General features: G+C 70.8%; 26 protein-coding genes. 15 read left to right on the top strand and 11 right to left on the bottom strand.

The annotated features are described in order from the left end of the window. Positions 1–19: 19 nt before the first annotated feature. Positions 20–796, bottom strand: a complete 777-nt coding sequence (locus H6G99_RS06945) for a YebC/PmpR family DNA-binding transcriptional regulator (protein ID WP_190610699.1) — start codon at positions 794–796, stop codon at positions 20–22. 18 nt (positions 797–814) lie between these two features. Then, positions 815–1,738, bottom strand: a complete 924-nt coding sequence (gene truB / locus H6G99_RS06950) for a tRNA pseudouridine(55) synthase TruB (RefSeq protein ID WP_190610700.1) — start codon at positions 1,736–1,738, stop codon at positions 815–817. Positions 1,739–1,750: 12 nt separating this feature from the next. Between truB and H6G99_RS06955 the strand changes: the two genes are divergently transcribed. Then, positions 1,751–2,512 (top strand): queuosine precursor transporter, encoded by a 762-nt coding sequence (locus H6G99_RS06955; protein WP_190610702.1) that lies wholly within the window; start codon positions 1,751–1,753, stop codon positions 2,510–2,512. On the opposite strand, the gene rpmA is transcribed toward H6G99_RS06955, so the two are convergent. Both rpmA and rplU read right to left on the bottom strand, forming a co-directional pair. Then, on the bottom strand, positions 2,509–2,775 hold the full coding sequence (gene rpmA, locus H6G99_RS06960; RefSeq protein WP_094585604.1) for a 50S ribosomal protein L27: 267 nt from the start codon (positions 2,773–2,775) through the stop codon (positions 2,509–2,511). The two genes, H6G99_RS06955 and rpmA, sit on opposite strands and share 4 nt — an antisense overlap. Before the next feature lie 54 nt (positions 2,776–2,829). After that, positions 2,830–3,228 carry a 50S ribosomal protein L21 gene (rplU, locus tag H6G99_RS06965; RefSeq protein WP_190610703.1) on the bottom strand — a complete coding sequence of 133 codons (399 nt, stop codon included), beginning with the start codon at positions 3,226–3,228 and terminating at the stop codon, positions 2,830–2,832. A gap of 149 nt (positions 3,229–3,377) precedes the next feature. Here rplU and H6G99_RS06970 point away from each other — a divergent pair, with 149 nt between their 5' ends. The 3 genes from H6G99_RS06970 (at position 3,378) to kaiC (ending at position 6,232) form a co-directional block, all read left to right on the top strand. Further along, a complete protein-coding gene (locus H6G99_RS06970) occupies positions 3,378–4,226 on the top strand; it encodes a circadian clock protein KaiA (protein WP_190610705.1) in 849 nt (282 codons plus the stop codon). 9 nt (positions 4,227–4,235) lie between these two features. After that, positions 4,236–4,595: a circadian clock protein KaiB gene (gene kaiB / locus H6G99_RS06975; protein ID WP_094585601.1), complete on the top strand. Its 360-nt coding sequence runs from the start codon at positions 4,236–4,238 to the stop codon at positions 4,593–4,595. Between the two features lie 92 nt (positions 4,596–4,687). Further along, positions 4,688–6,232: a circadian clock protein KaiC gene (gene kaiC / locus H6G99_RS06980; RefSeq protein ID WP_094585600.1), complete on the top strand. Its 1,545-nt coding sequence runs from the start codon at positions 4,688–4,690 to the stop codon at positions 6,230–6,232. Between the two features lie 49 nt (positions 6,233–6,281). Here kaiC and H6G99_RS06985 read toward each other — a convergent pair whose 3' ends face one another. Then, on the bottom strand, positions 6,282–8,333 hold the full coding sequence (locus tag H6G99_RS06985; RefSeq protein WP_094585599.1) for a HAMP domain-containing sensor histidine kinase: 2,052 nt from the start codon (positions 8,331–8,333) through the stop codon (positions 6,282–6,284). Then, positions 8,330–9,688 (bottom strand): phosphoribosylamine--glycine ligase, encoded by a 1,359-nt coding sequence (gene purD / locus H6G99_RS06990; RefSeq protein ID WP_190610706.1) that lies wholly within the window; start codon positions 9,686–9,688, stop codon positions 8,330–8,332. Before purD ends, H6G99_RS06985 begins: the two co-directional genes overlap by 4 nt. Positions 9,689–9,833: 145 nt before the next feature. On the opposite strand from purD, the gene H6G99_RS06995 reads away from it, so the two are divergent. The 9 genes from H6G99_RS06995 (at position 9,834) to H6G99_RS07035 (ending at position 18,598) form a co-directional block, all read left to right on the top strand. Next, complete coding sequence (locus tag H6G99_RS06995; RefSeq protein ID WP_190610853.1) at positions 9,834–11,000, top strand: hypothetical protein; 1,167 nt, start codon at positions 9,834–9,836, stop codon at positions 10,998–11,000. Continuing rightward, positions 10,997–11,755 (top strand): phosphoribosylaminoimidazolesuccinocarboxamide synthase, encoded by a 759-nt coding sequence (gene purC / locus H6G99_RS07000; protein WP_190610708.1) that lies wholly within the window; start codon positions 10,997–10,999, stop codon positions 11,753–11,755. Before H6G99_RS06995 ends, purC begins: the two co-directional genes overlap by 4 nt. A 43-nt stretch (positions 11,756–11,798) precedes the next feature. Further along, complete coding sequence (locus tag H6G99_RS07005) at positions 11,799–14,204, top strand: BamA/TamA family outer membrane protein (protein ID WP_190610709.1); 2,406 nt, start codon at positions 11,799–11,801, stop codon at positions 14,202–14,204. Then, positions 14,204–15,076 (top strand): UDP-3-O-acyl-N-acetylglucosamine deacetylase, encoded by an 873-nt coding sequence (gene lpxC / locus H6G99_RS07010; RefSeq protein WP_190610710.1) that lies wholly within the window; start codon positions 14,204–14,206, stop codon positions 15,074–15,076. Before H6G99_RS07005 ends, lpxC begins: the two co-directional genes overlap by 1 nt. 97 nt (positions 15,077–15,173) lie before the next feature. Further along, entirely contained in the window at positions 15,174–15,602 is a 429-nt protein-coding gene (gene fabZ, locus H6G99_RS07015; RefSeq protein WP_094585651.1) for a 3-hydroxyacyl-ACP dehydratase FabZ, read from the top strand. Positions 15,603–15,621: 19 nt separating this feature from the next. Next, positions 15,622–16,428, top strand: a complete 807-nt coding sequence (gene lpxA / locus H6G99_RS07020; protein WP_190610711.1) for an acyl-ACP--UDP-N-acetylglucosamine O-acyltransferase — start codon at positions 15,622–15,624, stop codon at positions 16,426–16,428. Continuing rightward, positions 16,428–17,627 carry a lipid-A-disaccharide synthase gene (gene lpxB, locus H6G99_RS07025; RefSeq protein WP_190610713.1) on the top strand — a complete coding sequence of 400 codons (1,200 nt, stop codon included), beginning with the start codon at positions 16,428–16,430 and terminating at the stop codon, positions 17,625–17,627. Before lpxA ends, lpxB begins: the two co-directional genes overlap by 1 nt. After that, positions 17,618–18,244 (top strand): peptide-methionine (S)-S-oxide reductase MsrA, encoded by a 627-nt coding sequence (gene msrA, locus H6G99_RS07030; protein WP_094585591.1) that lies wholly within the window; start codon positions 17,618–17,620, stop codon positions 18,242–18,244. The genes lpxB and msrA overlap by 10 nt, the downstream gene beginning before the upstream one ends. Before the next feature lie 150 nt (positions 18,245–18,394). After that, positions 18,395–18,598: a hypothetical protein gene (locus tag H6G99_RS07035; RefSeq protein ID WP_094585590.1), complete on the top strand. Its 204-nt coding sequence runs from the start codon at positions 18,395–18,397 to the stop codon at positions 18,596–18,598. An 8-nt stretch (positions 18,599–18,606) separates the two neighbouring features. Here the strand turns inward: H6G99_RS07035 and H6G99_RS07040 are convergent, their stop codons facing one another. From H6G99_RS07040 to H6G99_RS07060, 5 genes are all read right to left on the bottom strand, one after another. Beyond that, positions 18,607–18,882 carry a hypothetical protein gene (locus tag H6G99_RS07040; RefSeq protein WP_094585589.1) on the bottom strand — a complete coding sequence of 92 codons (276 nt, stop codon included), beginning with the start codon at positions 18,880–18,882 and terminating at the stop codon, positions 18,607–18,609. Positions 18,883–18,966: 84 nt separating this feature from the next. Then, positions 18,967–20,472 carry a leucyl aminopeptidase gene (locus H6G99_RS07045; RefSeq protein ID WP_190610714.1) on the bottom strand — a complete coding sequence of 502 codons (1,506 nt, stop codon included), beginning with the start codon at positions 20,470–20,472 and terminating at the stop codon, positions 18,967–18,969. Positions 20,473–20,520: 48 nt separating this feature from the next. Continuing rightward, positions 20,521–21,138 (bottom strand): hypothetical protein, encoded by a 618-nt coding sequence (locus tag H6G99_RS07050; protein ID WP_094585587.1) that lies wholly within the window; start codon positions 21,136–21,138, stop codon positions 20,521–20,523. Continuing rightward, a complete protein-coding gene (locus tag H6G99_RS07055; RefSeq protein ID WP_190610716.1) occupies positions 21,135–21,827 on the bottom strand; it encodes a ComEA family DNA-binding protein in 693 nt (230 codons plus the stop codon). The genes H6G99_RS07050 and H6G99_RS07055 overlap by 4 nt, the downstream gene beginning before the upstream one ends. Before the next feature lie 33 nt (positions 21,828–21,860). Next, positions 21,861–22,565, bottom strand: a complete 705-nt coding sequence (locus H6G99_RS07060; protein WP_158219534.1) for a response regulator transcription factor — start codon at positions 22,563–22,565, stop codon at positions 21,861–21,863. 176 nt (positions 22,566–22,741) lie between these two features. Here H6G99_RS07060 and H6G99_RS07065 point away from each other — a divergent pair, with 176 nt between their 5' ends. Both H6G99_RS07065 and H6G99_RS07070 read left to right on the top strand, forming a co-directional pair. Further along, positions 22,742–23,065: a DUF1825 family protein gene (locus H6G99_RS07065; protein ID WP_094585584.1), complete on the top strand. Its 324-nt coding sequence runs from the start codon at positions 22,742–22,744 to the stop codon at positions 23,063–23,065. 6 nt (positions 23,066–23,071) lie between these two features. Then, positions 23,072–24,481 (top strand): flavin monoamine oxidase family protein, encoded by a 1,410-nt coding sequence (locus tag H6G99_RS07070; protein WP_190610717.1) that lies wholly within the window; start codon positions 23,072–23,074, stop codon positions 24,479–24,481. Positions 24,482–24,528 lie beyond the last annotated feature (47 nt).

Consider the following 24,528-nt stretch of genomic DNA (forward strand, 5'->3'; position numbering starts at 1 on the left):
AGAGGGCGGGGAGGTGGCCTCAGCCGGGCAGGGCGGCCTCCATCAGGGCCTCATCCGCCTCGAGATTGCTGGTGACGCTGCGCACGTCATCGAGATCTTCGAGCACATCCAGCATGCGCAGGCAGGCGGCCAGCACAGTGGCGTCCTCGAGGCGGCAGGGCAGGGAGGAAATCCAGCGATGCTCCCAGCCGGCCAGGGGCAGCCCCAGGTCCCTGAGCCCATCCTGGAGGGCTTCGAGGTCGGCATAGGCGCCGAACACATCGACGCCCTCGGCATCGATCTCGTAGCCCGCCGCCGCCGGGCCACCCCGCTCCTCCAGGGCCAGCAGGTCCTCCAGCAGGCGCTCCTCGTCGGCGCCGGGCAGGGCCAGCCGCACCACGGACCGCTGCTCGAACAGATAGCTGACACAGCCGGTCTCACCGAGGTTGCCGCCGTGCTTGCCGAAGGCCAGCCGCAGGTCGGCCGCGGTGCGGTTGCGGTTGTCGGTCAGGGCCTCGACCAGCACGGCCACGCCCCCCGGGCCGTAACCCTCGTAGCGCACCGCCTCGAACAGGTCGGCCCCGCCACCCCCCTGGCCGCTGCCCTTGGCCACGGCCCGGTCGATGTTGGCGTTGGGGAGCCCCGCCACCTTGGCCTTCTCGATCGCGGTGCGGAGCTGGAAGTTGCCGGCCGGATCAGCACCACCGCGGGCCGCCACGGTGATCTCCCGCCCCAGACGGGTGAACAGCGCTCCGCGCCGGGCGTCCACCACCGCCTTGGTGCGCTTGATCTGGGCCCATTTGCTGTGGCCGGCCATCGCGATGTCGCAGGGGGTTCAACCGGCGGCGTCGAACACCAGCCGGGGCAGGAGCAGGCCCTTGCCATCGGCACGGGCGATGCCGGCCAGGTTGCCATCCGGGGTGAGCACGGCAACCGCCCCCTCTGGCAACTGCTCCACCGTACGGGGCAGGGACCGGCCGCAGCGCCACGGGGACAGCTGGGCCGGATCGAGGCGTTGGCGCGGCAGATCCACCAGCACGTCGAGGGGATCCAGCAGCGGCGGGAGGGGGCCGCTCGCCAGACGCTCCATGGAAACGGCCTGGTGCAGCCCGAAGCCGAGGGCGGCGATGCGGCGCAGGCTGGCCAGGGCGCCGCCGCAGCCGAGAGCTTCCCCCAGATCCCGCGCCAGGGCACGCACGTAGGTGCCGGCGGAACAGCGCACCTCCAGCTCCAGGCGGCCGCGCTCGGCGTCCCAGCCCAGCAGGTCGAGGCCATGGATCTGCACCGGCCGCGCCGCCAGCGCCAGCTGCTCCCCCGCCCGGACCCGGGCGTAGGCCCGCTGGCCATCCACATGCACAGCCGAGACCTGGGGGGGGACCTGGAGGATTTCGCCCCGGAACCGGGCCAGGGCCAGCTCGAGGGCCTCGGGATCGAGGGGCGGAACGGCCGAGCGCTCCAGCACCTCGCCCTCGAGGTCGTCGGTGCCGGTGCGCACGCCCAGCTGGACGGTGCCGCGGTAGGTCTTGTCGCCGGGCAGGTAGGGCAACAACCGGGTGGCCGGGCCGAGGGCGATCGGCAGCACCCCGGTGACGGCTGGATCCAGGGTGCCGCCGTGGCCCACCCGCCGCAGGCCGTAGGCCCGCCGCACCCTGGCGACGCCGTCGTGGGAGGTCAGGCCGGCGGGTTTGTCGAGCACCAGAAACCCGCAGCCGTGGCGCGACGGAGGCGATGGCGGCAGCCTGGAGGGACCTTCTCCCATGCTCAGGCGCCGATGACGCTGCAGGACCGGCGCGAGGTCACCTTTCTGGTGCTGGCCGGCATCTTCCTGGGGACCATGGGCATGCTCAACATCCTGGGGCTGACCCGGTTCCTCCACCTGGGCAGCATCGGGTCCTTCCCGATCATCGTGGCGGTGGGGGCCCTGCCGTACCCCGTCACCTTCCTGTGCACGGACCTGATCAGCGAGATCTGGGGCGAACGGCGCGCCTCCCAGGTGGTGTGGGTGGGTCTGATGCTCAACGGCTGGATCGTCCTGGTGCTGTGGCTCGGTGGCATCCTGCCGGGCCTGGACGGATTCGGTGGGGTGGCGGGCCTGCCGGCCGACACCCACGCCGACGGGGTGCCGGTGTTCTTCGAGGTGCGCCGGCTGGCCTTCGGCGCCGTGGGGGCCTCCATGGCCGCCTACATGGCCGCCCAGTTCACGGACGTGCGCCTGTTCCATTTCTGGAAGCGCTTCAGCAACGGCAAGGCCCTGTGGCTGCGCAACAACGGCTCCACCCTGATCAGCCAGGTCGTCGACACGTCGGCGGTGGTGCTGATCAGCCACTACGCCGCCCATGTGCTGCCGATCCGGCCGGAGGAGCCGGTGCTGCCCCAGCTGGGCGTGTTCATCGCCAGCGGCTACGTGTTCAAGCTGGTGGCGGCCCTGGCCGACACCCTGCCCTTCTACCTGCTGGTGGGCTGGCTCAGGCGCTATCTGGAAGTGCCGGGGGACGGCACCGAGCTGGCGGACGCCCCCCTGCCGGGGGCCTAGGCGGCGACGGCGATGTTGATGCGCTTGCGGTTGCGCAGGCCACGCTTGATGGATTCGAAGCTGACGACGCCATCCACCAGGGCGAACAGGGTGTCGTCGGAGCCGCGGCCCACGTTGACGCCCGGGATCACGGAGGTGCCGCGCTGGCGGATCAGGATCGAGCCGGCGCTGACGGTTTCACCGCCGTAACGCTTGACGCCGAGACGCTTGGAGTTGGAGTCGCGGCCGTTGCGGGTGGAGCCTGTGCCTTTCTTGTGGGCCATGGGAGAGCAGAGAAGGGAGAACGGGGGGAACTGGAGAAGAGGCTGGGGGCCCGATCAGGCGATCGCCTTGCCGCCCACCTTGATCGACTGGACCATCACCCGGGTGAGCTCCTGGCGGTGGCCGTTCTTGCGGCGGGTCTTCTTCTTGGGGCGCATCTTGTAAACGATGATCTTCTGGCCGCGGCGATGGGCCAGCACCTTGAGCTCCACCGTGGCGCCCGTCACGTAGGGCTGGCCCAGGGTGGTGCCGGAGGCGTCCTTCACCAGGAGCACGTTCTCCAGGGTCACGGTGCTGTCGACCTCGGCATTGAGGCGGTCGAGATCGACATAACGATCGGGCTGAAGCCAGAACTGCTGGCCGGAGGCCTCGACGATGGCGTAGGCGCCGGTGGCATCGCCCTGGGCACCGGTGGCAGGTGCACTCAGGGTCTCCTTATGGGGGGCTTGGGTCATCGCTCAGGGGGCGTGGCCAGGCTGGCGGCAGGAAGCCACCATTGGGCCTGGACGCACGGAATCGAAAGACAGAACTAAGATCCTCCCGTCTGGGCCTCCCTTCCGTCAAGAATCAGCCCGGTCAGGGGAGCTCCCCGCCGCAGCGGTCGATGCCCCAACCGGTTCTCAACATCCTCTCTCTCATCCAGACCCCGGCCCTGGCCGAAGCCTGCGGCCAGTGGCTCAGGGGCGGTCGCTACCAGCTGGTGCCGGTGGATCTCGCCGCCGGGCCCCTGGAGCAGCTGGAGCAGCGCCGCGAGGACTTCGACGGGATCCTGCTGGAGGAGGGCGCCGTCGACGGGACCTTCTTCGGCAGCCTCCACGACCAGGGCCTGGAGCTGCCGGCCGTGCTGATCGGCCCGGTGGACGGCGAAGTGAAGTTCCACGATGCGGAGGTCCGCCTCCCGCCCGACCAGCTGGAGCAGCTCAGCTACAGCCTGGATGCGGCCGTCTCCCGTTTCCTGCGCAGCAACACGCTGCCCGCCGGCAGCGAAGCCAAGGCGGCCACCCCCGACGGCTGGAAACTGCCGAACCGGCTCAACGGACGGCTCGGTTACCTGGGCGTCTACTACAAGCGGGATCCCTCCCGCTTCCTGCGCAACCTGGAAGCCGAGGAACGCAACGAGCTGCTGGACTCCCTGCGGCGCACCTACCGGGACCTGCTGATCAGCTACTTCAAGAACCCCGCCGCCGCCAACCAGGCGATCGAAAGCTTCGTGAACACGGCCTTCTTCGCCGATCTGCCGATCACCAAGATGGTCGAGATCCACGTGAATCTGATCGAGGAGTTTCGAAAGATGCTGATGCTCAAAGGACAGAAGAACGATTTTCTCCAGGACTACCGGCTGGCCCTCCTGGATGTCATGGCTCACCTCTGCGAAATGTATCGACGCTCCATCCCGCCCGACCTGCCCATCGTGCCCGCCGTCGTGGCCGAATCCACCAGCCCCTCCGCCTGAGTCCCAGCCATGACCTTCCGCAAGACCTACATCCTCAAGCTCTACGTGGCGGGCAACACCCCCAACTCGATGCGGGCCCTCAAGACGCTGCGCGACATCCTCGAGTCCGAGTTCCGCGGCGTCTACGCCCTGAAGGTGATCGATGTGCTCAAGAATCCCCAGCTGGCGGAGGAGGACAAGATCCTGGCCACCCCCACCCTGGCGAAGATCCTGCCCCCACCGGTGCGGCGAATCATCGGCGATCTCTCCGACCGTGACCGGGTGCTGATCGGCCTCGATCTCCTTTACGAAGAGCTCACCGAGGATTTCAAGCTCGACATCGATGATCTGGAAGCCGACGATGTTCCCTCTCCCCCGGAAACCTCCTGAGCCCTGATCAACGTCTGCCGCCGCCTTCCGGACCAGGCCATCCCAGCGTCAACCCCGTTCCCCTTCAGACCCCTCGCGCTTCCATCTCTTCGATGCAGGATCCCAACGACCACGACGCCGCTGCCAATCGAATGCAGATGCAGAAACTTCCCACGGGGATCGAAGGTTTCGATGACATCTGCCATGGCGGCCTGCCGATCGGCCGATCGACTCTGATCAGCGGAACTTCGGGAACCGGCAAGACGGTCTTTTCCCTGAACTTTCTCTGCAACGGCATCCGGCAGTTCAACGAACACGGCATTTTCGTCACCTTCGAGGAGTCGCCCCTCGACATCCTGCGCAATGCCTCCAGCTTCGGCTGGAACCTGCAGGAAATGGTCGAACAGAACAAGTTGTTTGTCCTCGATGCCTCCCCGGACCCCGATGGCCAGGAGGTGTCGGGCAGCTTCGACCTCTCCGGGCTGATTGAGCGGATCCACTACGCGATTCGCAAATACAAAGCCAAGCGGGTGGCGATTGACTCCATCACCGCCGTCTTCCAGCAGTACGACGCCATCTCCGTGGTACGCCGGGAGATCTTCCGGCTGATCGCCCGGCTCAAGGAGATCGGCGTCACCACGGTGATGACCACCGAACGGGTCGATGAATACGGCGCCATCGCCCGCTACGGCGTCGAGGAGTTCGTCTCCGACAACGTCGTGATCCTGCGCAACGTGCTGGAGGGCGAACGGCGGCGGCGCACGGTGGAAGTGCTCAAGCTCCGGGGCACCACCCACATGAAGGGGGAGTTCCCCTTCACCATGGGCGCCCACGGGATCAGCGTGTTCCCTCTGGGGGCGATGCGCCTCACCCAGCGGTCCTCCAACGTGCGCCTCAGCTCCGGCGTTCCCCGTCTCGATGAGATGTGCGGCGGGGGCTTCTTCAAGGACTCCATCATCCTGGCGACCGGCGCCACCGGCACCGGCAAGACCCTGCTGGTCAGCAAGTTCGTGGAGGACGCCTGCCGCAGCAAGGAGCGGGCGATCCTGTTCGCCTACGAGGAATCCCGCTCCCAGCTGCTGCGCAACGCCACCAGCTGGGGCATCGATTTCGAGCAGATGGAGCAGGACGGCCTGCTCAAGATCATCTGCGCCTATCCGGAATCCACCGGCCTTGAGGATCACCTGCAGATCATCAAGACGGAGATCAGCCAGTTCAAGCCGTCCCGGATGGCGATCGATTCCCTCTCCGCCCTGGCTCGGGGTGTCAGCCACAACGCCTTCCGGCAGTTCGTGATCGGGGTGACGGGCTATGCCAAACAGGAGGAAATCGCTGGCTTCTTCACCAACACCTCCGAGGAGTTCATGGGAAGCCATTCGATCACCGACTCCCACATCTCCACCATCACCGACACCATTCTGCTGCTGCAGTATGTGGAGATCCGCGGTGAAATGGCCCGGGCCCTGAACGTGTTCAAGATGCGCGGCTCCTGGCACGACAAGGGCATCCGGGAATTCGTGATCACCGGCAACGGGCCGGAGATCAAGGATTCCTTCGCCAATTTCGAGCGCATCATCAGCGGCGTTCCCCATCGGATCACCACCGACGAACGTGCCGACCTGGGCCGGATCATGCGCAGCGTCGACGGCGAGAGCTGAAGCCGATCGGGGGCTCCAGGGGCGCCCGCGTGGTCAAGACCATCCCGAACTAGGCGGGGATCCTTCGCTCCGCTTCGATCTCCGCCAGGGAGGCGGAGCGCTCCGCCTGGACCCGCAGTTCATCACCGTCGGCCTCCTCCAGGGGCAGGTCGAACCAGAAGGTGGTGCCCACCCCGGGCTCGCTGGCCATCCGGGCCTGGCTGCCGTGCTTCTCGAGGATGCCCCGCACGATCGAGAGCCCCAGCCCGGTGCCGGCTTCGGTGTGCACGGCGTTCTCGACCCGGAAGAAGCGCTCGAAGATCCGCGCCTGGTCGGCCTCGGAGATGCCGCAGCCGGTGTCGGCGATCTCGACCCGCAGCCGCGGCAGGCGCGAGGTGAGGGTGCAGGAGGGATGGTGCTCGGCTTCGCCGTCGGGATCCAGCGGGCAGTGGTCGGGCCAGGGGTAGGCGCGCAGCAGCAGCTGGCCGCCGCTGCGGGTGAACTTGAGGGCGTTGCCCACCAGGTTGTCGAACACCTGCAGCAGCAGATCCCAGTTGCCCCGCACCCGGGGCAGGTGCTGATCGCCGGCGAACAGCAGCATCACCCCCTTCTCCTCGGCGTTGAGCCGGTAGGTGCGCAGGGTCTGCTCGATCGCCGGGGCCAGGTCCATGGGCTCCAGCTGCCAGACCCGGTCGGACTCCAGCCGTGACAGGTCGAGCACGTCGGTGACCAGACGCGAGAGGCGGTCGGTCTCGGCGTTGGCGATGCTCAGGAACTCCTTCTGCTCCTCGGCGCTGAGCAGGTCGCCCATGTCATGGAGCGTCTCCACGTAGCTCTTGATGTTGCACAGGGGGGTGCGCAGCTCGTGGGACACGTTGCTGATGAAGCGGCTCTGGGCCGCATTCAGCTCCACCTCCCGGGTGAGGTCCTGGATCGTCATGGCGATGCCCTTGAGGCTCTCGCCGCTGGCATCCCGCACCGACTGGAGCACGATGCGCAGGGTGCGGGGGGGATCCCCGAAGCTGCAGCGCACCTCGGTGGTGTCCCGCTCGCTGATGATCAGGCTCTCCAGGGGATCGTGCAGTTCCATCGCCAGCCGGTCCGGCAGTTCGGCGGCCAGCTCGCTGCCCTCCAGGTTGCGGCCCTCCCAGCGGAACAGGCGGCGGGCGGTGGGGTTGGCCAGCACGATCCGCCCCTCGGCATCGAGCAGCACGGCCCCATCGGCCATGGTGGCGATCAGCGACTGCTGCTTCACCTGGGCGGCGGTGAGCTCCTCGATGTTGGCCGCCTTGTAGACCTCCAGCTGGGAGGCCATGGTGTTGAAGCCGTTGAGCAGTTCACCGAGCTCTCCCCCCACCGGCAGGGCGATGCGGGTCTCGAAGTTGCCCCCGGCGATCGATCGCACCCCCCGCAGCAGCTCCTTCACCGGCTGGGTGATGGTGAGGGCGTTGAACACCGAGCCCAGGATCACCAGCACCCAGATCGAGATGAACACCGCCACCGTCACCTCCCGGGTGAGGGCGGCGCTGGCCAGGAGCGTCTCGTTGGGGTTGATGCCCAGGGCCACCACCCCCAGGTAGCGGCCGTCGCTCACCATCGGCACGAACACGTCGGTGACCTGGCCGTCAGGGGTGAGGTGCTGGCGGATCAGGGGGTTGTCGGGGCGGCGCTGGATGTCGGCCGGCAGCTCCAGGCGCCGGCTGAGCACGCGCTCGCCCATGCCGGTGCTGCCGCCCATCGGGATGCCGAGGTAGATCACCCCGTCGGAATCGGCGAAGAAGATGTAGCGAAGGCTGCGGCTGGACTGCCAGAAGCGTTCGGCCACCGAGGCCAGTTCCCGGTCGTTGCCCTCCGCCACCAGGGGGGTGACGTTGGCCGACAGCAGCAGCCCGAGATCCCGGGCGAAGCGGGTGTCGCTCATGCGGGCATCGCGCTGGATGCCGTTGAGGGCCAGGAAGGTGATGCCCGTCATCAGCAGGCTCACCACGAGGGTGGCGACCGCCAGCAGCTTGGTCTGGAGGCTGAACTCCGCCCACCAGCGCTGCAGCCGCGCCCGCCAGAGGCTGAAGGCTCCGGCGTCCTCGCTGCCGCCCAGGGTGGGACCGGAAACGGAGCGGGTCATGGCAGGGCCGGGCGTTGCGACCGCACCTGGTGGCCGATGTCGCGGCGGTAGACCATGCCCTCGAAACCCACCCGTTCCAGGCCGTCATAGGCCCGCTCGAAGGCCGTGTCGAAGTCGTCGGCCTGGGCCACCACCGCCAGCACCCGGCCGCCCGCCGTGACCACGGGGCCCGCCTCGGTGCGGCGGCTGCCGGCATGGAAGAGCTGCCGATCGGGGGCGTCCCCCAGATCGCCGTGGATCGCATCGCCGCGACGCACCTCGCCGGGATAGCCCTCGGCGGCCGCGATCACGCAGGCGCTGCAGCGCGGCGCGATCGTCAGCGGGGGGGCCTCCTCCAGGCGGCCGGTGGCGCAGGCCAGGAGCACCCGGGCCAGTTCCGGGCCGAGCAGGGGCATCAGGGTCTCGCACTCCGGATCGCCGAAGCGGCAGTTGAACTCGATCACCCGCAGGCCGGCCTCGGTGAGCATCAGGCCGGCGAAAATCACGCCGCGGTAGTCGATGCCCCGGGCCCGCAGGGCCGCCAGGATCGGCTCCAGCACCAGCTGGCGCACCTGCTCCAGTCCCGCCGCGTCCAGCAGCCGGGCCGGGGCGTAGGCCCCCATGCCGCCGGTGTTGGGGCCCGTGTCCCCCTCGCCGATGCGCTTGTGGTCCTGGGCCGGAGGCAGCAGCACCATGGAGCGACCATCGGTGAGGGCGAACACCGACACCTCCGGGCCGTGCAGGCGCTCCTCCAGCACCAGGGAGGGGGCGGCGGCGGCTTCCCCGGGGGCAGCGCTCTGGAAGCGGCCCGCGAACACCTCCTCGATGGCGTCGCGGCACTGCTCGAGGCTGTCGGCCACCGTCACGCCCTTGCCGGCGGCCAGGCCATCGGCCTTCACCACCAGGGGGCGGCCATGGCGTTCGAGGGCCTCCAGGGCCTGCTGGCGATCCGTCGCCGCCCAGTAGCCCGCCGTGGGCACGCCCGCCTCCTGCATCAGGTCCTTGGCCCAGCGCTTGCTGGCCTCCAGCAGGGCCCCGTCGGCCCCGGGACCGAAGACCGCCAGCCCCTCCGCCCGCAGCCGGTCCGCCAGGCCGGCCGCCAGGGGCGCCTCCGGTCCCACCACCACCAGGTCGATGGCGTGCGCATGGCAGGCCGCCGCCAGGGCGCCATGGTCGGTTTCGGCGATGGCCAGCTGGCCGCAGCCCGCCAGGGCGGCGGTGCCGCCGTTGCCGGGCGCCACCAGCACCTGCTCCACCCCCGGGCAGCGCGCCAGGGCCCAGCCCAGGGCGTTCTCGCGGCCACCGCCGCCCACCACCAGGATCCGGGCCGGCACCGGGGACGGGAGGGAAGCGTCGGAAGCGGTCAACGGGGCCATGGGGCGGAGGGGAAGCAGAACGGGGGTGGATCGGGGTGGAGAGCTCCCCTAGGTTGTGCGCCGGCACGGGTGCTGCACCGGTCGCCCTCACCAGCCTTGCTGCCACTCCCCTTTGCCATTCTCCCCGACCGCCGCCTCGACTGCCGTGCCGCCCAGCGGATCCGGGCCGACCCCCGTCCCGCCGGCGCCCCGGCTGGGCCGCGGCTGGTCCGTTCTCGGCGGCCTCGGAGCCCTGGCGTTGATGGGTCTGCTCCCGGGGATCGGGCCGGCGGCAGCCCGTGCCGCGGCCCCTGGGCCGGAGGCGGCGGTGACAAAACCCGCCCCAGCGGGAGCGGCGACCACCGCCACTGAAGCCAGCCCCAGCGGGCCGGCGGAACCCACGGGGGAGGCCGTCGAGGAGCGGCCGCCCCTCCTCACCGACAAGGAGTTCGCCGACCTGCTCCGCGACGGGGATCTGGAGCAGATCGACGTGGCCTGCCGGCAGAGCGCCGAGGCCGATCAGCTCGAGCGGCTTCGGCAGCTGCAGCAGCGGCTGCTGACGCTGCATCCGGCACCCCAGCCCCTGGAGGTCGTGCTGGCCAACGCCGACGTGTTGCTCAGCTGCCGGGCGCCCAGCGAGGCCATGGACGTGCTCAACCGCTACGGCCCGGCTGCCGGAGCCGAGCGGGTGCAGTGGCTGCAACTGCAGTGGCGTGCCGCCGCCGCCGGACTGGACCACCGTCGGGCGGCCCTGGCCCTGGAACGGCTGCGGAAGGAGAGCGGCACGTCCCTCGATGGCATCGCCCTGCCGCTGCAGCGCCGGGAGGATGGCACCGTGATCAGCCGCTCGGCCCTGGAGCTGCTGGCCCTGCACCTGGAATCGAGGGGCTTCGCCCGGGTCGGCGGCGAACTGCTGGTCCGGGCCCGCCAGGGCGGCCTGGGCGGGGCTCTGCGGCTGCAGCAGGCGGTGGGTCTGCTGGCGGAGCTGCCGGCGTCCCAGCGGGAGGCCCTGCTGGAGGCGGCCCTGGAGCAGGCGGCGGCGGCGAAGGCCTGGGGGCTGGTGGCCGAGCTGCTGGACACCCAGGCCGCCCTGCCCTCCGAGCGGGCCGTGGCCAGGCGCCTGCGGCTCAGCGGGCGCATCGACGACGCCTACGGCGAATGGCGCTGGCGGCGCGAGGATCCGGCGGCGGCGTCGCGCACCCGCCAGCTGGAGATCCGGCTGCGCTCCCCCCGGGATCCGGGCGGCCACGCCGCCGACCTTGCGGTGCCGGACCCGACTCCGACCCCGGCCCCGACCCCTACTCCGGCCCCGACCCCTTCCCCTGCCCCATGACCCTCTCCCCTGCCACCGGCCCCCTCCTCTACGAAGGCAAGGCGAAGCGGGTGTACGCCACGGACCAGGACGACCTGGTGGCGGTGGAGTACAAGGACGACGCCACGGCCTTCAATGCCCTCAAGAAGGCCCAGCTCCTGGGCAAGGGGGCCCTGAACTGCCGCATCTCCGCCCTGCTGTTCGAGCACCTCGAGCGGCTTGGGGTGCCCACCCACTACCTGGGTCTGCAGGGGGACCACTGGATGATGGTGCGGCCGGTGCGGGTGGTGCCGGTGGAGGTGGTGGTGCGCAACGTGGCCGCCGGTTCCCTCTGCCGCCAGATGCCGATCCTGGCAGGCACCCCCCTGGATCCGCCCCTGCTCGACCTGTACTACAAGGACGACGCCCTGGGGGATCCGCTGCTCAGCGAAGCGCGGCTGGAGCGCCTGCAGCTGCTCACGCCCGACCAGCTGGGGGCGATCCGGGAACTGGCCTTCCGGGTCAACGACGCCCTGCGCGAACTTTTCGCCCGGGTGGAGCTCGAACTGGTGGATTTCAAGATCGAACTGGGGTTCACCGCCGACGGCGCACTGGTGGTGGCGGACGAGATCAGCCCCGACACCTGCCGGCTCTGGAACCGGGCCGTGAGCGATGCCCAGGAGCGGATCCTGGACAAGGACCGATTCCGCCAGGACCTGGGCGGCGTTGTCGAGGCCTACGGGGAGGTCCTCAAACGGGTCCAAGGGGTCTGTCCCGAAGCGCGGGTCTACGGGTAAGGTCAGCGGAATTTGCGGCCTGGCCGCTCTGCAGACGACATCCATGATTGGCGTTCGCCTCGGCAGGCCCCACATCCTTCGAAGCGTCACGCCCCGGGCGGCGACCGCCTCCCTGCCCCTGCTCGTGGCCCTGCTCCTGGCCGGCGGCCAGGCCCGGGCCGCCGAAAGTCCCCCCGGCAAGGGCCAGGCCCCCGCAGGTCCCGTGGCCCAGGCCGGCGCCGATCCCTTCGCCGGCCCGGCGGACGGCACCCCGCCGGCCGGGGCGACCCCGGTGACGCCCGCCCCCGCAGCCACACCGGCCCCCGCGGCCGCCCCGGCACCGGCCGCCACCCCCGGCGCCACGCCCAGCCCCCCCGCCGCCCGCGACGACCGGCCCGGCAAGCCCTCCCTGGGCCCGGCCCCCACCCCTTCGGCCTCCACCGAACCCCGGGTGCTGATCAGCGAGGTGGTGATCGAAGGCCTGGCCGACCATCCCGAGCGTGAGCGTCTCGAGCTGGCGGCCTATGCCGCCATGGCGGTGACCCCTGGCAACGCCATCACCCGCAGCGAGCTGGAAACGGACCTGCAGGCCATCTATGCCACGGGCTGGTTCTCCGACGTGCGGATCCAGCCCCAGGACGGCCCCCTGGGGGTGCGGCTGGTGGTCTCGGTGGTGCCCAACCCCGTGCTCACCAAGGTGAGCCTGGATCCGGCCGACGCCAAGGTGCCGGAAACGGTGGTGCAGGACACCTTCGCCAGCGATTACGGCAAGACCCTCAACCTGGTGACCCTGCAGGGCCGCATGCAGGAGCTGCAGAAGTGGTACGCCGACCAGGGCTTCTCCCTGGCCCGCGTCACCGGCCCCTCCCGGATCGGACCCGACGGCGACGTGCAGCTGCTGGTGCGCCAGGGCACGGTGAAGGGCGTGGAGGTCCAGTTCCTCAACAAGGAGGGATCGGCCACCAACGACAAGGGCCAGCCGATCAAGGGCAAGACGAAGGAGTGGGTGATCACCCGGGAGATCTCCATCAAGACCGGCGAGATCTTCAACCGCCGCAACCTGGAGGACGACCTCAAGCGCCTGTACGGCACCGGCCTGTTCAGCGACGTCAAGGTGACCCTGCGCCCTGAACCGGAGGATCCCGGCTCGGTGGTGATCGTGCTGGGGGTCGTCGAGCAGTCGACCGGCTCCCTCTCCGGCGGTCTGGGCTACAGCCAGAGCCAGGGCGTCTTCGGCCAGATCCAGGTGCAGGACAGCAACCTGTTCGGCCGGGCCTGGGACCTCTCCACCAGCTTCACCTACGGCCAGTTCGGCGGCCTGGCCGACATCTCCTTCAGCGACCCCTGGATCAAGGGGGACAAGTACCGGACCGCCTTCCGCTTCAAGGCCTTCGTCAGCCGGGACGCCCCCCAGGTGTTCCAGAGCCAGAACAACGGCAACTTCTTCACCGTTTCCGACTTCTATCAGGCCCCGGGCACCCAGGTCGCCTACAACATCTTCTCGCCGTTCAACCCCCTCCTCGACGTCTTCCCGTCGGTGACGGCGGCCCGCATCGCCGCCGAGACCAGCGGCCAGAACCTCAGCTGGTTCCAGTTCGACGGCAACAGCGTGCTGATCCAGCGCGTCGGGGCCAACGTCCAGTTCGTGCGTCCCCTCAACGGTGGCAACCCCTTCAAGCGGGCGCCCTGGACGGTGCTGCTGGGGCTGACCGGCCAGGTGGCCACGCCGATGGACTTCTCCGGCACCTCCCGCCGCTTCGCTCTGGCCACCCCGAACGAAGCCACCTCGCTGCTGGCCGCCCCCACCAGTTCGTTCATCTGCCTGGCCTACAACTGCGCCGCCCGCAACCAGCTGGTGGGCCTGCGGCTGGCGGCGACGATGAGCACCCTCAACGATCCCCGCAACCCCACCCAGGGCAACTTCCTCAGCATCGGCACCGAGCAGTTCTTCTCGGTGGGCCCCGATTCCCCCACCTTCAACCGGATCCGGGGCAGCTTCACCCACTACATCCCGGTGCGCTGGCTGAAGTTCTACAAGGGCTGCCGGCCGAAGGCCGGCGAGACGGAGGACTGCAAGCAGGCCCTGGCCTTCCAGGTGTCCGCCGGCACGGTGATCGGCGACCTGCCGCCCTACGAAGCCTTCTGCCTGGGCGGCGGCAACTCGGTGCGGGGCTACTTCGACTGCGATCTCGGCGTCGGCCGGAGCTTCGGCGAGGCCACGATCGAATACCGCTTCCCCCTGTTCAGCATCGTCAGCGGCGAGCTGTTCATCGACGGCGGCACCACCTTCGGCAGCCAGACGAAGGTGCCGGGCAACCTCGGCGGCCTGCTCAACAAGCCCGGTTCCGGCTTCTCGATCGGCACCGGCCTGATCGTCACCACCCCCGTCGGCCCGCTGCGCCTGGAGGTGGCCAGCCAGGACTTCACCGGCGAGTGGCGCTTCAACCTCGGCGTGGGCTGGAAGTTCTAGTGACCAGCTGGCCCAGCGACTATCGCCAGGCCTGGACCCTGCGCTCCAGCGTGGAGCGCTCCGGGGTCGGGCTGCACAGCGGCGCCATCTCCCGGGTCCGCCTCGGCCCCTCGGAGCGGCCCGGCTACTGGCTGGGCTGGCTGGATGCCCCGGAACGCCCCCTGCAGCGTCTCGGCCCCACCCAGGTCAGCGACACCCGCCTCTGCACCTGCCTGCAGCTCGGCGATCGCCGCCTGGCGACGGTGGAGCATCTGCTGGCGGCCCTGGCCGGCACCGGGGTGAGCCAGGCGGAACTGTGGGTGGACGGGGAGGAGATCCCCCTGCTCGACGGCTCCGGCCTGCCCTGGGTGGAAGCGATCGCCGAGGCGGGCCTCAGCGAACGGGGCGAGCGCATCGAGCCCCCGCTGCCCCCGCTGCCCCTCACCCTCGGCCAGGGGCTGGGCTTCGTGGCCGCCCTGCCCAACGACCGGCTGCGGCTGGCGGCGGCGATCGAGTTTCCCCAGGCGGCCATCGGCCGCCAGCTCTATGCCCTCGATCTCACCCCCGAGAGCTTCGTGTCCGAGATCGCGCCGGCCCGCACCTTCGGCTTCCGGGAGCAGGTGGAGCAGCTGCTGGCGGCGGGCCTGATCCGCGGCGGCGCCCTCGACAATGCCCTGGTCTGTGACGGGGACCACTGGGTGAATCCACCCCTGCGCTTCGCCGACGAACCGGTGCGCCATAAGCTGCTGGACCTGCTGGGAGATCTGGCGCTGGTGGGCCTGCCGACGGCCCACGTCTTTGCCTACCGCGGTTCCCATGGCCTGCACACCGCCATGGCCGCGGCCCTTGCGGCCCAGGCGCCCCGCCTGCCCGTACCCGTACCGACCCACTGAATCCTTGACCGTTCTTCCCTCCGCCGCTCCCGAGGCCGCCACGGCCGCTGCCCCCGCCACGCCCGCGGGCCCCGCTGCGGACACGGCCCGGTCCGTGGTGCTCAGCAGCGAACAGATCCTCAACCTGCTGCCCCATCGCTATCCCTTCGCCCTGGTGGATCGGGTCATCGAGTACGTCCCCGGCCAGCGGGCGGTGGCCCTGAAGAACGTCACCTTCAACGAACCGCAGTTCCAGGGCCATTTCCCCGGCCGGCCCCTGATGCCGGGAGTGCTGATCGTCGAGGCCATGGCCCAGGTGGGCGGCCTGATCGTCACCCAGATGCCGGATCTGCCCAAGGGGCTGTTCGTCTTCGCCGGCATCGACGGGGTCCGCTTCCGGCGGCCCGTCGTTCCCGGCGACCAGCTGCTGATCACCTGCGAACTGCTCAGCCTCAAGCGCAAGCGCTTCGGCAAGGTGCAGGCCACCGCCACCGTCGATGGCGAGCGGGTCTGCTCCGGCGAGCTGATGTTCTCGCTCGTGGACTGACGCGATGTCGAGTGCAGCCATGACGACATCGGTGCATCCCACCGCCCTGGTCGATCCGAGGGCCCGGCTGGCCTCCGGTGTGGAGATCGGCCCCTATGCGGTGATCGGTCCGGAGGTGGAGATCGGCGAGGGCAGCCGCATCGGTCCCCACGTGGTGATCGACGGGCGGGTGCGGATGGGGAAGGGCAACCGGATCTTCCCGGGGGCCTGCATCGGCCTTGAGCCCCAGGACCTCAAGTACGGCGGCGCCCCCACCGAAGTGGTGATGGGCGATGAGAACACGATCCGGGAGTGCGTGACCATCAACCGCGCCACCGCCGAGGGCGAGCGGACCGTGCTGGGCAACGGCAACCTGCTGATGGCCTACAGCCATATCGGCCACAACTGCCAGCTCTCCGACCGCATCGTCATCGCCAACGGGGTGGCGGTGGCGGGCCACGTGGTGATCGGTGAGCGGGCCGTGATCGGCGGCGTGCTCGGCATCCACCAGTTCGTCCACATCGGCAGCCTGGCGATGGTGGGCGGCATGAGCCGCATCGACCGGGACGTGCCCCCGTTCATGACGGTGGAGGGCCACCCCGGCCGCATCCGGGGACTGAACCGCGTCGGGCTGCGCCGCAGCGGCATGGCCCAGCTCGACGACGGCGCCCAGTTCCGCCAGCTGCAGGATCTCTGGACCCTCATCTACCGCAGCGACCTGGTGCTGGCCGCCGCCCTGCGCCAGGCCCGGGAGCGCCCCCTGCTGGCCGCGGCCGATGAGCTGTGCGCCTTTCTGGAGGCCTCGGTGGGGCCGGGCCGGCGCGGACCGCTGCCGGCCCAGCGCTGATGGTGCGACTGCTGGTCAGCACCGGGGAGGTTTCCGGTGATCTGCAGGGCTCCCTGCTGGTCAAGGCCCTGCACGAGGAGGCGGCCCGCCGTTCCCTGCCCCTCGATGTGGTGGCGCTCGGGGGGAGTCGGATGGAGCGGGCCGGGGCCCAGCTCCTCGCGGACACCACCAAGCTCGGGGCCATCGGCCTGTGGGAACCGATCCCGCTGGTCATTCCCACCCTCAAGCTGCAGGCCAGGGTGCGGCGCTGGCTGAAGCAGCACCCCCCCGATGCGGTGGTCCTGATCGACTACATGGGGGCGAACGTCAACCTGGGCCTGCGCCTGCGGCGGCTGTACCCCGATGTGCCCATCACCTATTACATCGCTCCCCAGGAGTGGGCCTTCCGCCTCGGCGACGGCGGCACCACCAGGCTGATCGGTTTCACCGACCGCATCCTGGCGATCTTCCCGGAGGAGGCCAGCTTCTACGCCGCACGCGGCGCCCAGGTCACCTGGGTGGGCCATCCCCTGATCGACACCCTGCAGCAGCGCCCCTCCCGGCAGGACGCCCGCCAGCGGCTGGGCCTGCCGGCGGAGGCGCCGGTGCTGCTGATGCTGCCGGCCTCGCGGCGGCAGGAGCTGCGCTATGTGCTGCCGCCGATGGCCGCTGCGGTGGCCCTGCTGCAGCGGCAGCATCCCGACCTGCAGGTGCTGCTTCCCGCCGGCCTGCCGGGGTTCGAGGCGGTCCTGGCCGAGACCATGCGGGCGGCCGGAGCCACGGCGGTGCGGGTGATCCCGGCCGGTGAGGCCGATGCCCTGCGGCCCCTGATCTGTGCCGCGGCCGACGCCGCCCTGACCAAATCCGGCACGGCCAACCTGGAACTGGCCCTGCGGGGGGTGCCCCAGGTGACCGGCTACCGGGTGAGCCGGCCGACGGCGTTCCTGGCGAAACATGTGATCCACTTCAACGTGGCCCACATCTCCCCGGTGAACCTGGTGCTGGAGGAACGGCTCGTGCCGGAACTGCTCCAGGACGATTTCACCCCGGACGCCATCCTGGCGGCCCTTCTGCCCCTGTTCGATCCCGCCTCCGGGGCACGGGAGCGGGTGCAGGAGGGCTACGTTCGGCTGCGGCAGAAGCTGGGGGAGCCGGGCGTCACCCGCCGGGCGGCGACGGCCATCCTCGAACCGTTCTCGGGACACACGCCATGCGACTGATCGCGCTGCTGCTGGGGCTGCTGCTCGCCCTCGGCGGGCCGGTGGCACCGGCCCTGGCGGCCACCGAGGAGGCCGTGCTGGCCGGCGGCTGCTTCTGGTGCCTGGAGCACGATCTGGAGGTGCTCCCCGGGGTCCTCGACGTGGAGAGCGGCTACAGCGGCGGCAAGGGGGCCAACCCCACCTACCGACAGGTCTCGGCCGGCGGAAGCGGCCACCAGGAGGTGGTCCGGGTGCGCTTCGACAACACCGAGATCCGCTACGACACCCTGCTGCGGGCCTACTGGCGCAACATCGACCCCCTCGACGGCGGCGGCCAGTTCTGCGACCGCGGCGATTCCTACAGGCCCGTGATCTTCACCACCAGCGCCAACCAGGCCGTGGAGGCCCGCAACAGCCTGGTGGCGGCCGCCCGGGAGCTGGGCAAGCCGGCGGCGGCGATCAAAGTGACGATCCGGCCCCTGGCGAAGTTCTGGCCGGCGGAGGGCTACCACCAGAACTACGCCAAGCGGAACGGCGTCCGGTACAACTACTACCGCTGGTCCTGCGGCCGCGACCGGCGCCTGGACACGGTCTGGGGCCGGCGGGCCCGCACCAGCCAGCGCTGGCAGGGCGGCTGAGCCAGCGCCGGAGCCCTTCTGACGGGCCTTTGGCAGGGCGTACATCGGCGGTGATGCCGATCAGCCGCAGGGGAATCCGAACAGCCCTTCCCCCCCTGTCGCGACCGGGAAAATGCCTTAGCGTTTGTTCCATCACCGGAGGGCTTCTGTATGTATCTGCTGACCATCCGGGACGGTCTGCAGACGCGCCACATCGGGCCCTACGCGAGCCCGAGGCAGGCGTCCGACGATCTCGACAAGCTCCAGGCCCGTTTCGGTGACAAGGCCACCTGGCAGATCCACCGCCTGGAATCCCCCGCCGAACTGCACGCCCACATCCCCGGCAGGGGCGACACCGAGCCGGTGGCGGTCTGAGGGGTGGCTCAGGCCCGCGGCGGAGTGCGGGGATAGCCACGCAGCAGGCCGCTCTCGATCATCAGTCCGACCCCGGCGTTGATCAGGATCAGGCCCAGGGCCCCGTACCAGACCCAGGGGCCGGCCTCCGGCAGCGACTGCCCCTGGTCGGCCGCTGCCGCCAGGGCTGACCAGGTCTGGATGCCCTTGCGGATCACCCCCTCCCCGAACAGGCAGAGCCCGGCGGGGAGCAGGAGCACACCGAGCTGGGCCTTCACGTACCAGCGGATCTTGTGAACGGCCATGGGGCGATGCGTTGTCTGGTCTGGAAGCAAACCTAGGCCGCAAGCTCCGGCCGCCAAAGCCGCCGGGGACGGCGGCGCTGCCGTTCAGACCGCGGCGCCCGCCACCAGCCAGGCCACCAGGGTGCGCACCCCGAAGCCGGTGGCCCCCGCCGGATCGAGCCCCCTCGCCTTGTCGCTCCAGACGGTGCCGGCGATGTCGAGGTGGGCCCAGGGCAGCCCCCGGGTCACGAAGTCCTGCAGGAAGAGGGCGGCGGTGATCGAGCCCCCGGGCCGCGGGCCGGTGTTCTTCATGTCGGCGACGTGGCTCTTGAGCCCCTTCTTGTAGGAGCCGCGCAGGGGCATGCGCCAGAGGGCCTCGCCACCGGCCGTGCCGGCGGCGATCAGGGCCTCGGCCAGGCCGTCACTGGGGGACCAGAGTCCGGCGATCTCCTCGCCCAGGGCGATCACGCAGGCGCCGGTGAGGGTGGCGAGATCGACGATGGCATCGGGCTCCAGGCCGCAGGCGTAGACGAGGGCATCGGCCAGGGTGAGGCGCCCCTCCGCGTCGGTGTTGTTGATCTCGATGGTCTTGCCGTTGGAGGCGGTGAGCACATCACCCGGGTGGATGGCGCCGCCGCTGATCATGTTTTCGCAGCTGGCCACGATCACGTGCACCTCCAGGCCGGCGGGACGGATCTCGGCGATGGCGCGGGCCGCCCCCAGCACCGCGGCGCTGCCGCCCATGTCGTACTTCATCATCTCGATCTGGGAGCCGGCCGTCTTGAGGTTGTAGCCGCCGGAATCGAAGGTGAGCCCCTTGCCCACCAGCACCACCCGCCTGGTCACCTCTCCGGTGGGCCTGATGGTGAGGTGGATGAACTTGGGGGGCAGGTCGGAGCCCTGGGCCACCCCCAGGTAGGCCCCCATGCCGAGGGCCTCACAGTCGGCCCGCTCCAGCACCTTGAGCTCGAGCCCGAAGGCGTCGGCGATGGCGGCGGCCTCGTCGGCCAGCGACTGGGGGGTCGCCTTGTTGGGCGGAGCCGCCACCAGCCGCCGGGCCAGTTCCACGCCGCTGCAGGTGGCTGCCACATGGGCCAGGCCCGCCGCCGCGGCCTCCCCCAGCCCGAGCACGGTCACCCGGGCCGGCAGGGGGCGGGGCTCGGCCTCGCTCTTGAAACGCTGGTCGTCATAGAGGCCGAGCCGCACCGCCTCCGCCATCGCCGCCGCCGCCGCCGCCGGCTCGAGCCCCTCCAGCGGGAACCACAGGCCGAGCTCCTCGGCACCGGCGCTGGCGGCCGTGCGGGCCGCACCGGCACCGGCCTGGCGCAGGGCGTCCAGCCCGAACTCGGCCGGATCCCCCAGGCCCACCAGGATCAGCGTCGCCGGGGTGCCGCCGGGCCGCTCCAGGGTGATCGTCTGGCCACTCTTGGCCTCGAAGCGGCGGCGCTGCAGCCAGCCCTTGAGGGCTTCCCCCACCAGCTCCTCGACCAGGTCCCGCCCGTCGCCGCTGCCGCCGCCGGCGAAGAGACCCACCACCAGGGTGTCCCCCGTCCAGCTCTCCGTGAGGGGACGTTGGCCGTCCCGGTCGACGGCAAGACAGCGAAACTCCATGGACCCAGCGCAGGCGACCAGTGATCGTAGCCAGGCCAGCCCTGGAATTCAGGCGGGATCGGCCGTGAACGGGGTGGCCCAGCGGTCCCGCGTCTCCTTGTTGAAGGGGGGCAGCCAGCGCCGGATCAGGGCCTGCTCCAGGGCCCGGCGGGGGGCGACCGCCGCCGGCACGTCCGACCAGAAGCGGATGCTCGGCCGCGCCTCCAGGCCAGCCCGCGCCAGGGCCTCGCCGTAGGCCGCCAGATAGTCCTTGCAGTCGTGGTCGCCCTTCCAGCGCTGGTCGGCCCGGCCCGTCTCGCCGACGTAGAGCAACAGGGGCAGCGACAGCTGGGGCGGGCGATCCATCACCAGATAGAGGGCCGCCCCCTGCTGGGGAAGCCGGGGCCAGCGCCAGAAGGACAGGCTCTGGGGGCTGAGGCTGAGGGGATCGAGGCGCCGCGCCTGCTCCAGGGGATCGCCGGGGTCGGCGGGGACGGGGAAGAGCTGCCCCTGCTGGAGGGGGGCGGCGGCAGCGGCGGCGGCACCGGTGGCGGCATAGAGCGGCGCCTGATGGTCGGCGAGTCGGGCCTGCCAGGCGAGCAGCTGCTCCCGCCACAGGGGCAGCGAAGCAGGCAGCGGGGCGCCGGCCACCGCCGCCGCCGGAAACAGTTCCCCCTGCCGGCTCATCGGGCCCGCCCCGGGGCCGGGGGCAGCACCGGCCCCGGGGCGGCGTCGTAGCGGAACCGGCCGATCCAGCGCTCCACCTGCTCGGGGGAGATCTCCAGGCGGTGCTGGAGATCGGCCAGGTCCCGGAAGGGCTGGCGGGCCCGCTCCTGCAGCAGCCAGCGGCAGCGCTCCGGCCCCAGGCCGAGCCGCTCCTGCAGCAGCCGTTCGGAGGCCTGGTTGATCGCCAGTGGCGGCGGCAAGGGCGCAGGCCTGGGCTGGCCCCGGCGCCGGAAGCGCAGCACCGGCAGCCAGATCCCCACCTGGGCGGAGGACACCTGGAGCCCGGCGGCCAGATCCCCGGGGCCCGACCACTGCTGACCCTCGCCCTGAAGCCGGGTCAGCCGGTCCACCAGCTCAGGGGGGCAGCCGGGCAGCCGCAGCCAGTCGCCGGCCTCGGCGAGGTTGACCTCGAGGCTCCAGCCCAGGGCAGCCGCCTGGCGCACCTCGGCCCCATCCCGGAACCGCAGCGCCGGGTTCAGGGCCAGCTTGAGGGAGAGCAGTTCCCGCTCGACGGCTTCTTCAGCGCCCATCCCGGCGACCCCAGTCCCGGCGGCCCCTGGCTGCGGCGGTGATGGCGTCAGCGGCGGCAGCTGGCCGGTGGCCTCCAGCAGGCGGCGGGCCAGGGGATCCAGCCAGTGGCGTCCTGCCATGGAGGCCCAAGCGCGCGCACGTCGGGCCTGAAACTAGCGGGTGCCTCCCGGTCGGGGCCAGTCGACCAGGCCCAGCTGCAGGCCGATCACCACCGCCTGGATCCGGCCCCGGACCCGCAGCTTGAGCAGCACGTTGCGGACGTGGGTCTTGATGGTGTCGACGGAAACCATCAGCTCCCCGGCGATCTCGTGGTTCGTCAGGCCGTGCACCACCCGCTCGAGCACCTGCCGCTCCCGGGCACTGAGCGGCTCGGCGGCGTCGCCGCCGGGCTCCTGGTCCGCCAGGACCGCCCCGACCAGCGCACGGTCGAGGTACAGGTCGCCGCTGAGCACGGCATGCAGGGCCTGGAGACCGGAGCCGAGCAGCCGCGACTCCGACACGATGCCGTCGCAGCCCGCCTGCAGGGCCTGGCGGATCCGGGCGAAGCGGTGCTCCTGGGTCACCAGCAGCAGGGTGCGGACCTCGGGGTGGCGGGCCTTGACCTGCACCACCAGGTCGACGCCGCAGCCCTCCTCCAGCCGGTCGCTGACCAGCAGCAGGGCGGGTCGATGGCGGCGCACCTGGGCGAGCCCCTCGGCGGCGGTGGTGGCGGCCCCCAGGATCCGGGCGGGCGTGCCCATCAGCAGGGTGATCTGGGCCCGGCTGCCCAGGCACAGCACCAGCCGGACACCGTTGAGCAGCGCCAGTCCCCGGCTGAGGTCGTCACGCACCTGGGGCAGCAGGGGGGTGAGGTCCACGGGCGCAGCGGCGGGGACACCCCAGCGATGGGGGCCAGTCATCCTCACAAGGGAATCGGCTCCATTTCGGTATCGGCCATGGCGGGCCGGGCACCGCGATACGTGGATCCGCACTCCCCAGGGGTGCCCGCTCTCTGCAGAATCGATCTCTCCCGCAGTCCGGAGCAGACGTCCCCATGGCTTTCTTCGACTCCGAGATCGTCCAGGACGAAGCGAAGCGGCTGTTCAGCGATTACCAGCAGCTGATGCAGCTGGGCAGTGAATACGGCAAGTTCGACCGCGAGGGCAAGAAGCTGTACATCGAGCGGATGGAGGAGATGATGGAGCGCTATCAGGTGTTCATGAAGCGCTTCGAACTCTCCGAGGACTTCCAGGCCAAGCTCACCGTCGAGCAGCTGCGCACCCAGCTGGGCCAGTTCGGCCTCACCCCCGAGAAGATGTTCGAACAGATGACCCTCACCCTCGAGCGGATGAAGGGCCAGCTCGATGCGGCGGGCTGATCCGGAGTGAAGGACGTCATCGTCGTCGGAGCGGGGCTGGCCGGGGTGGTGGCCGCCAGGGACCTGCGCAGGGCCGGCCTGACGGTGCAGCTGATCGAGGCGGCGCCGGCCGTGGGCGGCCGCATGGTGCGGGCGCCCCTGAACGTGGCGGGGGCCGGGCCAGCCGGGGGCCAGCCCGCCGCCTGGATCGACCTGGGCGGTCAGTGGGTGGGCGCCACCCACTCCCGTTTCCGCTCCCTCCTCGAGGAGCACGGCCTGCGCCGCTTCCCCTCCCCCCACGACGGTGAGACGGTCCTCTGCTTCGGCTCCCATCGCTGCACCTTCAGCGGCTTCTTCCAGGGGTTCCCGGAGGGGCAGCCGCCCTCCGTGCCCAGGGCGGACTGGGAAGACGCGATGCAGGCCTTGGAGCGGTTCCAGGAGCTGGTGGCGTCCCTGCCGGAGGGCCATCCCCATCACCATCCCGACGCCGACGCCCTTGACCGGCTGAGCTTCCAGGACTGGATCGAGGCCCACACCCACACCCCCTTCGCCGCCTGGTACTTCGCCTACTTCTGCCGGGCCGTCGGTTTTCTCGGGCCGGCGGAGCCGGAGCAGGTGTCGCTGCTGCACGTGGCCTGGGGGCAGCGCACGGCCTCCCAGGGCGACCACCCCGAGGAGGAGCTGATCCACGGCGGTGCCGGCCAGCTGCCGGCCTTGCTGGCCGAAGGCCTGGGGGACGCCCTGGTGCTGGGGGAGCCCGTGCGGGCCATCCACCAGAGCAAGGGTCCCGCCGGCCCCGGCGCGCAGGGCGCCATCACGGTGACCACCGACAACGCCAGCCACCGCTGCCGGGCGGTGATCGTGGCCATGCCACCGGCGATGGCGGGCGCGATCCGCTTCACGCCCGAGCTGCCGGCCGATCGGCTCGCCCTCCAGGAGGGCATGGCCATGGGCCGCTGCGCCAAGGTGCTGGTCGCCTACCGCAGCCCTTGGTGGCGGGAGGCCGGACTGGCCGGCATCGGCATCGGCGATCGCCCCTGGGTGGAACTCTGCGCCGACAGCTCCGATCCCGAAACCGGTCTGGGGGTGATCGCCGCCTTCGTGGCGGGCCACCGCCACGGGCGCTGGTCGACCCTGGACGCCGAGCAGCGCCGGGCGGCGGTCCTGGAGGATCTGGCCGCCTACTTCGGCCCGATGGCGCTGGAGCCGCTCGACTACGTCGAGAAGGACTGGCCGCGGGAGCCCTTCGTCGGCGGCGCCTTTGCCAGCTGGATGCCCCCCGGGCTGTGGACCGGCAGCGGCGACGCCCTGCTGCGGCCCCACGGCCGGGTGTTCTGGGCCGGCACGGAGGTGGCGGAGCGCTGGCCGGGCTTCTTCGAGGGTGCGGTGGCCAGTGGCGAGCGGGCCGCGGCCGATGTGGTGGCCCTGCTGGGCTGAGCGAGCGGAGCACCACGGCTGCCTACCATCCCCCCCAGGCAGGCGGC

Source organism: Synechococcus sp. FACHB-909, from assembly GCF_014698945.1.
Classification (GTDB): Bacteria; Cyanobacteriota; Cyanobacteriia; order PCC-6307; family Cyanobiaceae; genus Cyanobium.

Excerpts from the sequence above, each read along its gene's own strand:
- H6G99_RS06945 (WP_190610699.1), bottom strand. The coding sequence starts at position 796 with ATGGCCGGCCACAGCAAATGGGCCCAGATCAAGCGCACCAAGGCGGTG.
- truB (WP_190610700.1), bottom strand. The coding sequence starts at position 1,738 with ATGGGAGAAGGTCCCTCCAGGCTGCCGCCATCGCCTCCGTCGCGCCAC.
- H6G99_RS06955 (WP_190610702.1), top strand. The coding sequence starts at position 1,751 with ATGACGCTGCAGGACCGGCGCGAGGTCACCTTTCTGGTGCTGGCCGGC.
- rpmA (WP_094585604.1), bottom strand. The coding sequence starts at position 2,775 with ATGGCCCACAAGAAAGGCACAGGCTCCACCCGCAACGGCCGCGACTCC.
- rplU (WP_190610703.1), bottom strand. The coding sequence starts at position 3,228 with ATGACCCAAGCCCCCCATAAGGAGACCCTGAGTGCACCTGCCACCGGT.
- H6G99_RS06970 (WP_190610705.1), top strand. The coding sequence starts at position 3,378 with ATGCCCCAACCGGTTCTCAACATCCTCTCTCTCATCCAGACCCCGGCC.
- kaiB (WP_094585601.1), top strand. The coding sequence starts at position 4,236 with ATGACCTTCCGCAAGACCTACATCCTCAAGCTCTACGTGGCGGGCAAC.
- kaiC (WP_094585600.1), top strand. The coding sequence starts at position 4,688 with ATGCAGGATCCCAACGACCACGACGCCGCTGCCAATCGAATGCAGATG.
- H6G99_RS06985 (WP_094585599.1), bottom strand. The coding sequence starts at position 8,333 with ATGACCCGCTCCGTTTCCGGTCCCACCCTGGGCGGCAGCGAGGACGCC.
- purD (WP_190610706.1), bottom strand. The coding sequence starts at position 9,688 with ATGGCCCCGTTGACCGCTTCCGACGCTTCCCTCCCGTCCCCGGTGCCG.
- purC (WP_190610708.1), top strand. The coding sequence starts at position 10,997 with ATGACCCTCTCCCCTGCCACCGGCCCCCTCCTCTACGAAGGCAAGGCG.
- H6G99_RS07005 (WP_190610709.1), top strand. The coding sequence starts at position 11,799 with ATGATTGGCGTTCGCCTCGGCAGGCCCCACATCCTTCGAAGCGTCACG.
- lpxA (WP_190610711.1), top strand. The coding sequence starts at position 15,622 with ATGACGACATCGGTGCATCCCACCGCCCTGGTCGATCCGAGGGCCCGG.
- lpxB (WP_190610713.1), top strand. The coding sequence starts at position 16,428 with ATGGTGCGACTGCTGGTCAGCACCGGGGAGGTTTCCGGTGATCTGCAG.
- msrA (WP_094585591.1), top strand. The coding sequence starts at position 17,618 with ATGCGACTGATCGCGCTGCTGCTGGGGCTGCTGCTCGCCCTCGGCGGG.
- H6G99_RS07035 (WP_094585590.1), top strand. The coding sequence starts at position 18,395 with ATGTATCTGCTGACCATCCGGGACGGTCTGCAGACGCGCCACATCGGG.
- H6G99_RS07040 (WP_094585589.1), bottom strand. The coding sequence starts at position 18,882 with ATGGCCGTTCACAAGATCCGCTGGTACGTGAAGGCCCAGCTCGGTGTG.
- H6G99_RS07045 (WP_190610714.1), bottom strand. The coding sequence starts at position 20,472 with ATGGAGTTTCGCTGTCTTGCCGTCGACCGGGACGGCCAACGTCCCCTC.
- H6G99_RS07050 (WP_094585587.1), bottom strand. The coding sequence starts at position 21,138 with ATGAGCCGGCAGGGGGAACTGTTTCCGGCGGCGGCGGTGGCCGGCGCC.
- H6G99_RS07055 (WP_190610716.1), bottom strand. The coding sequence starts at position 21,827 with ATGGCAGGACGCCACTGGCTGGATCCCCTGGCCCGCCGCCTGCTGGAG.
- H6G99_RS07065 (WP_094585584.1), top strand. The coding sequence starts at position 22,742 with ATGGCTTTCTTCGACTCCGAGATCGTCCAGGACGAAGCGAAGCGGCTG.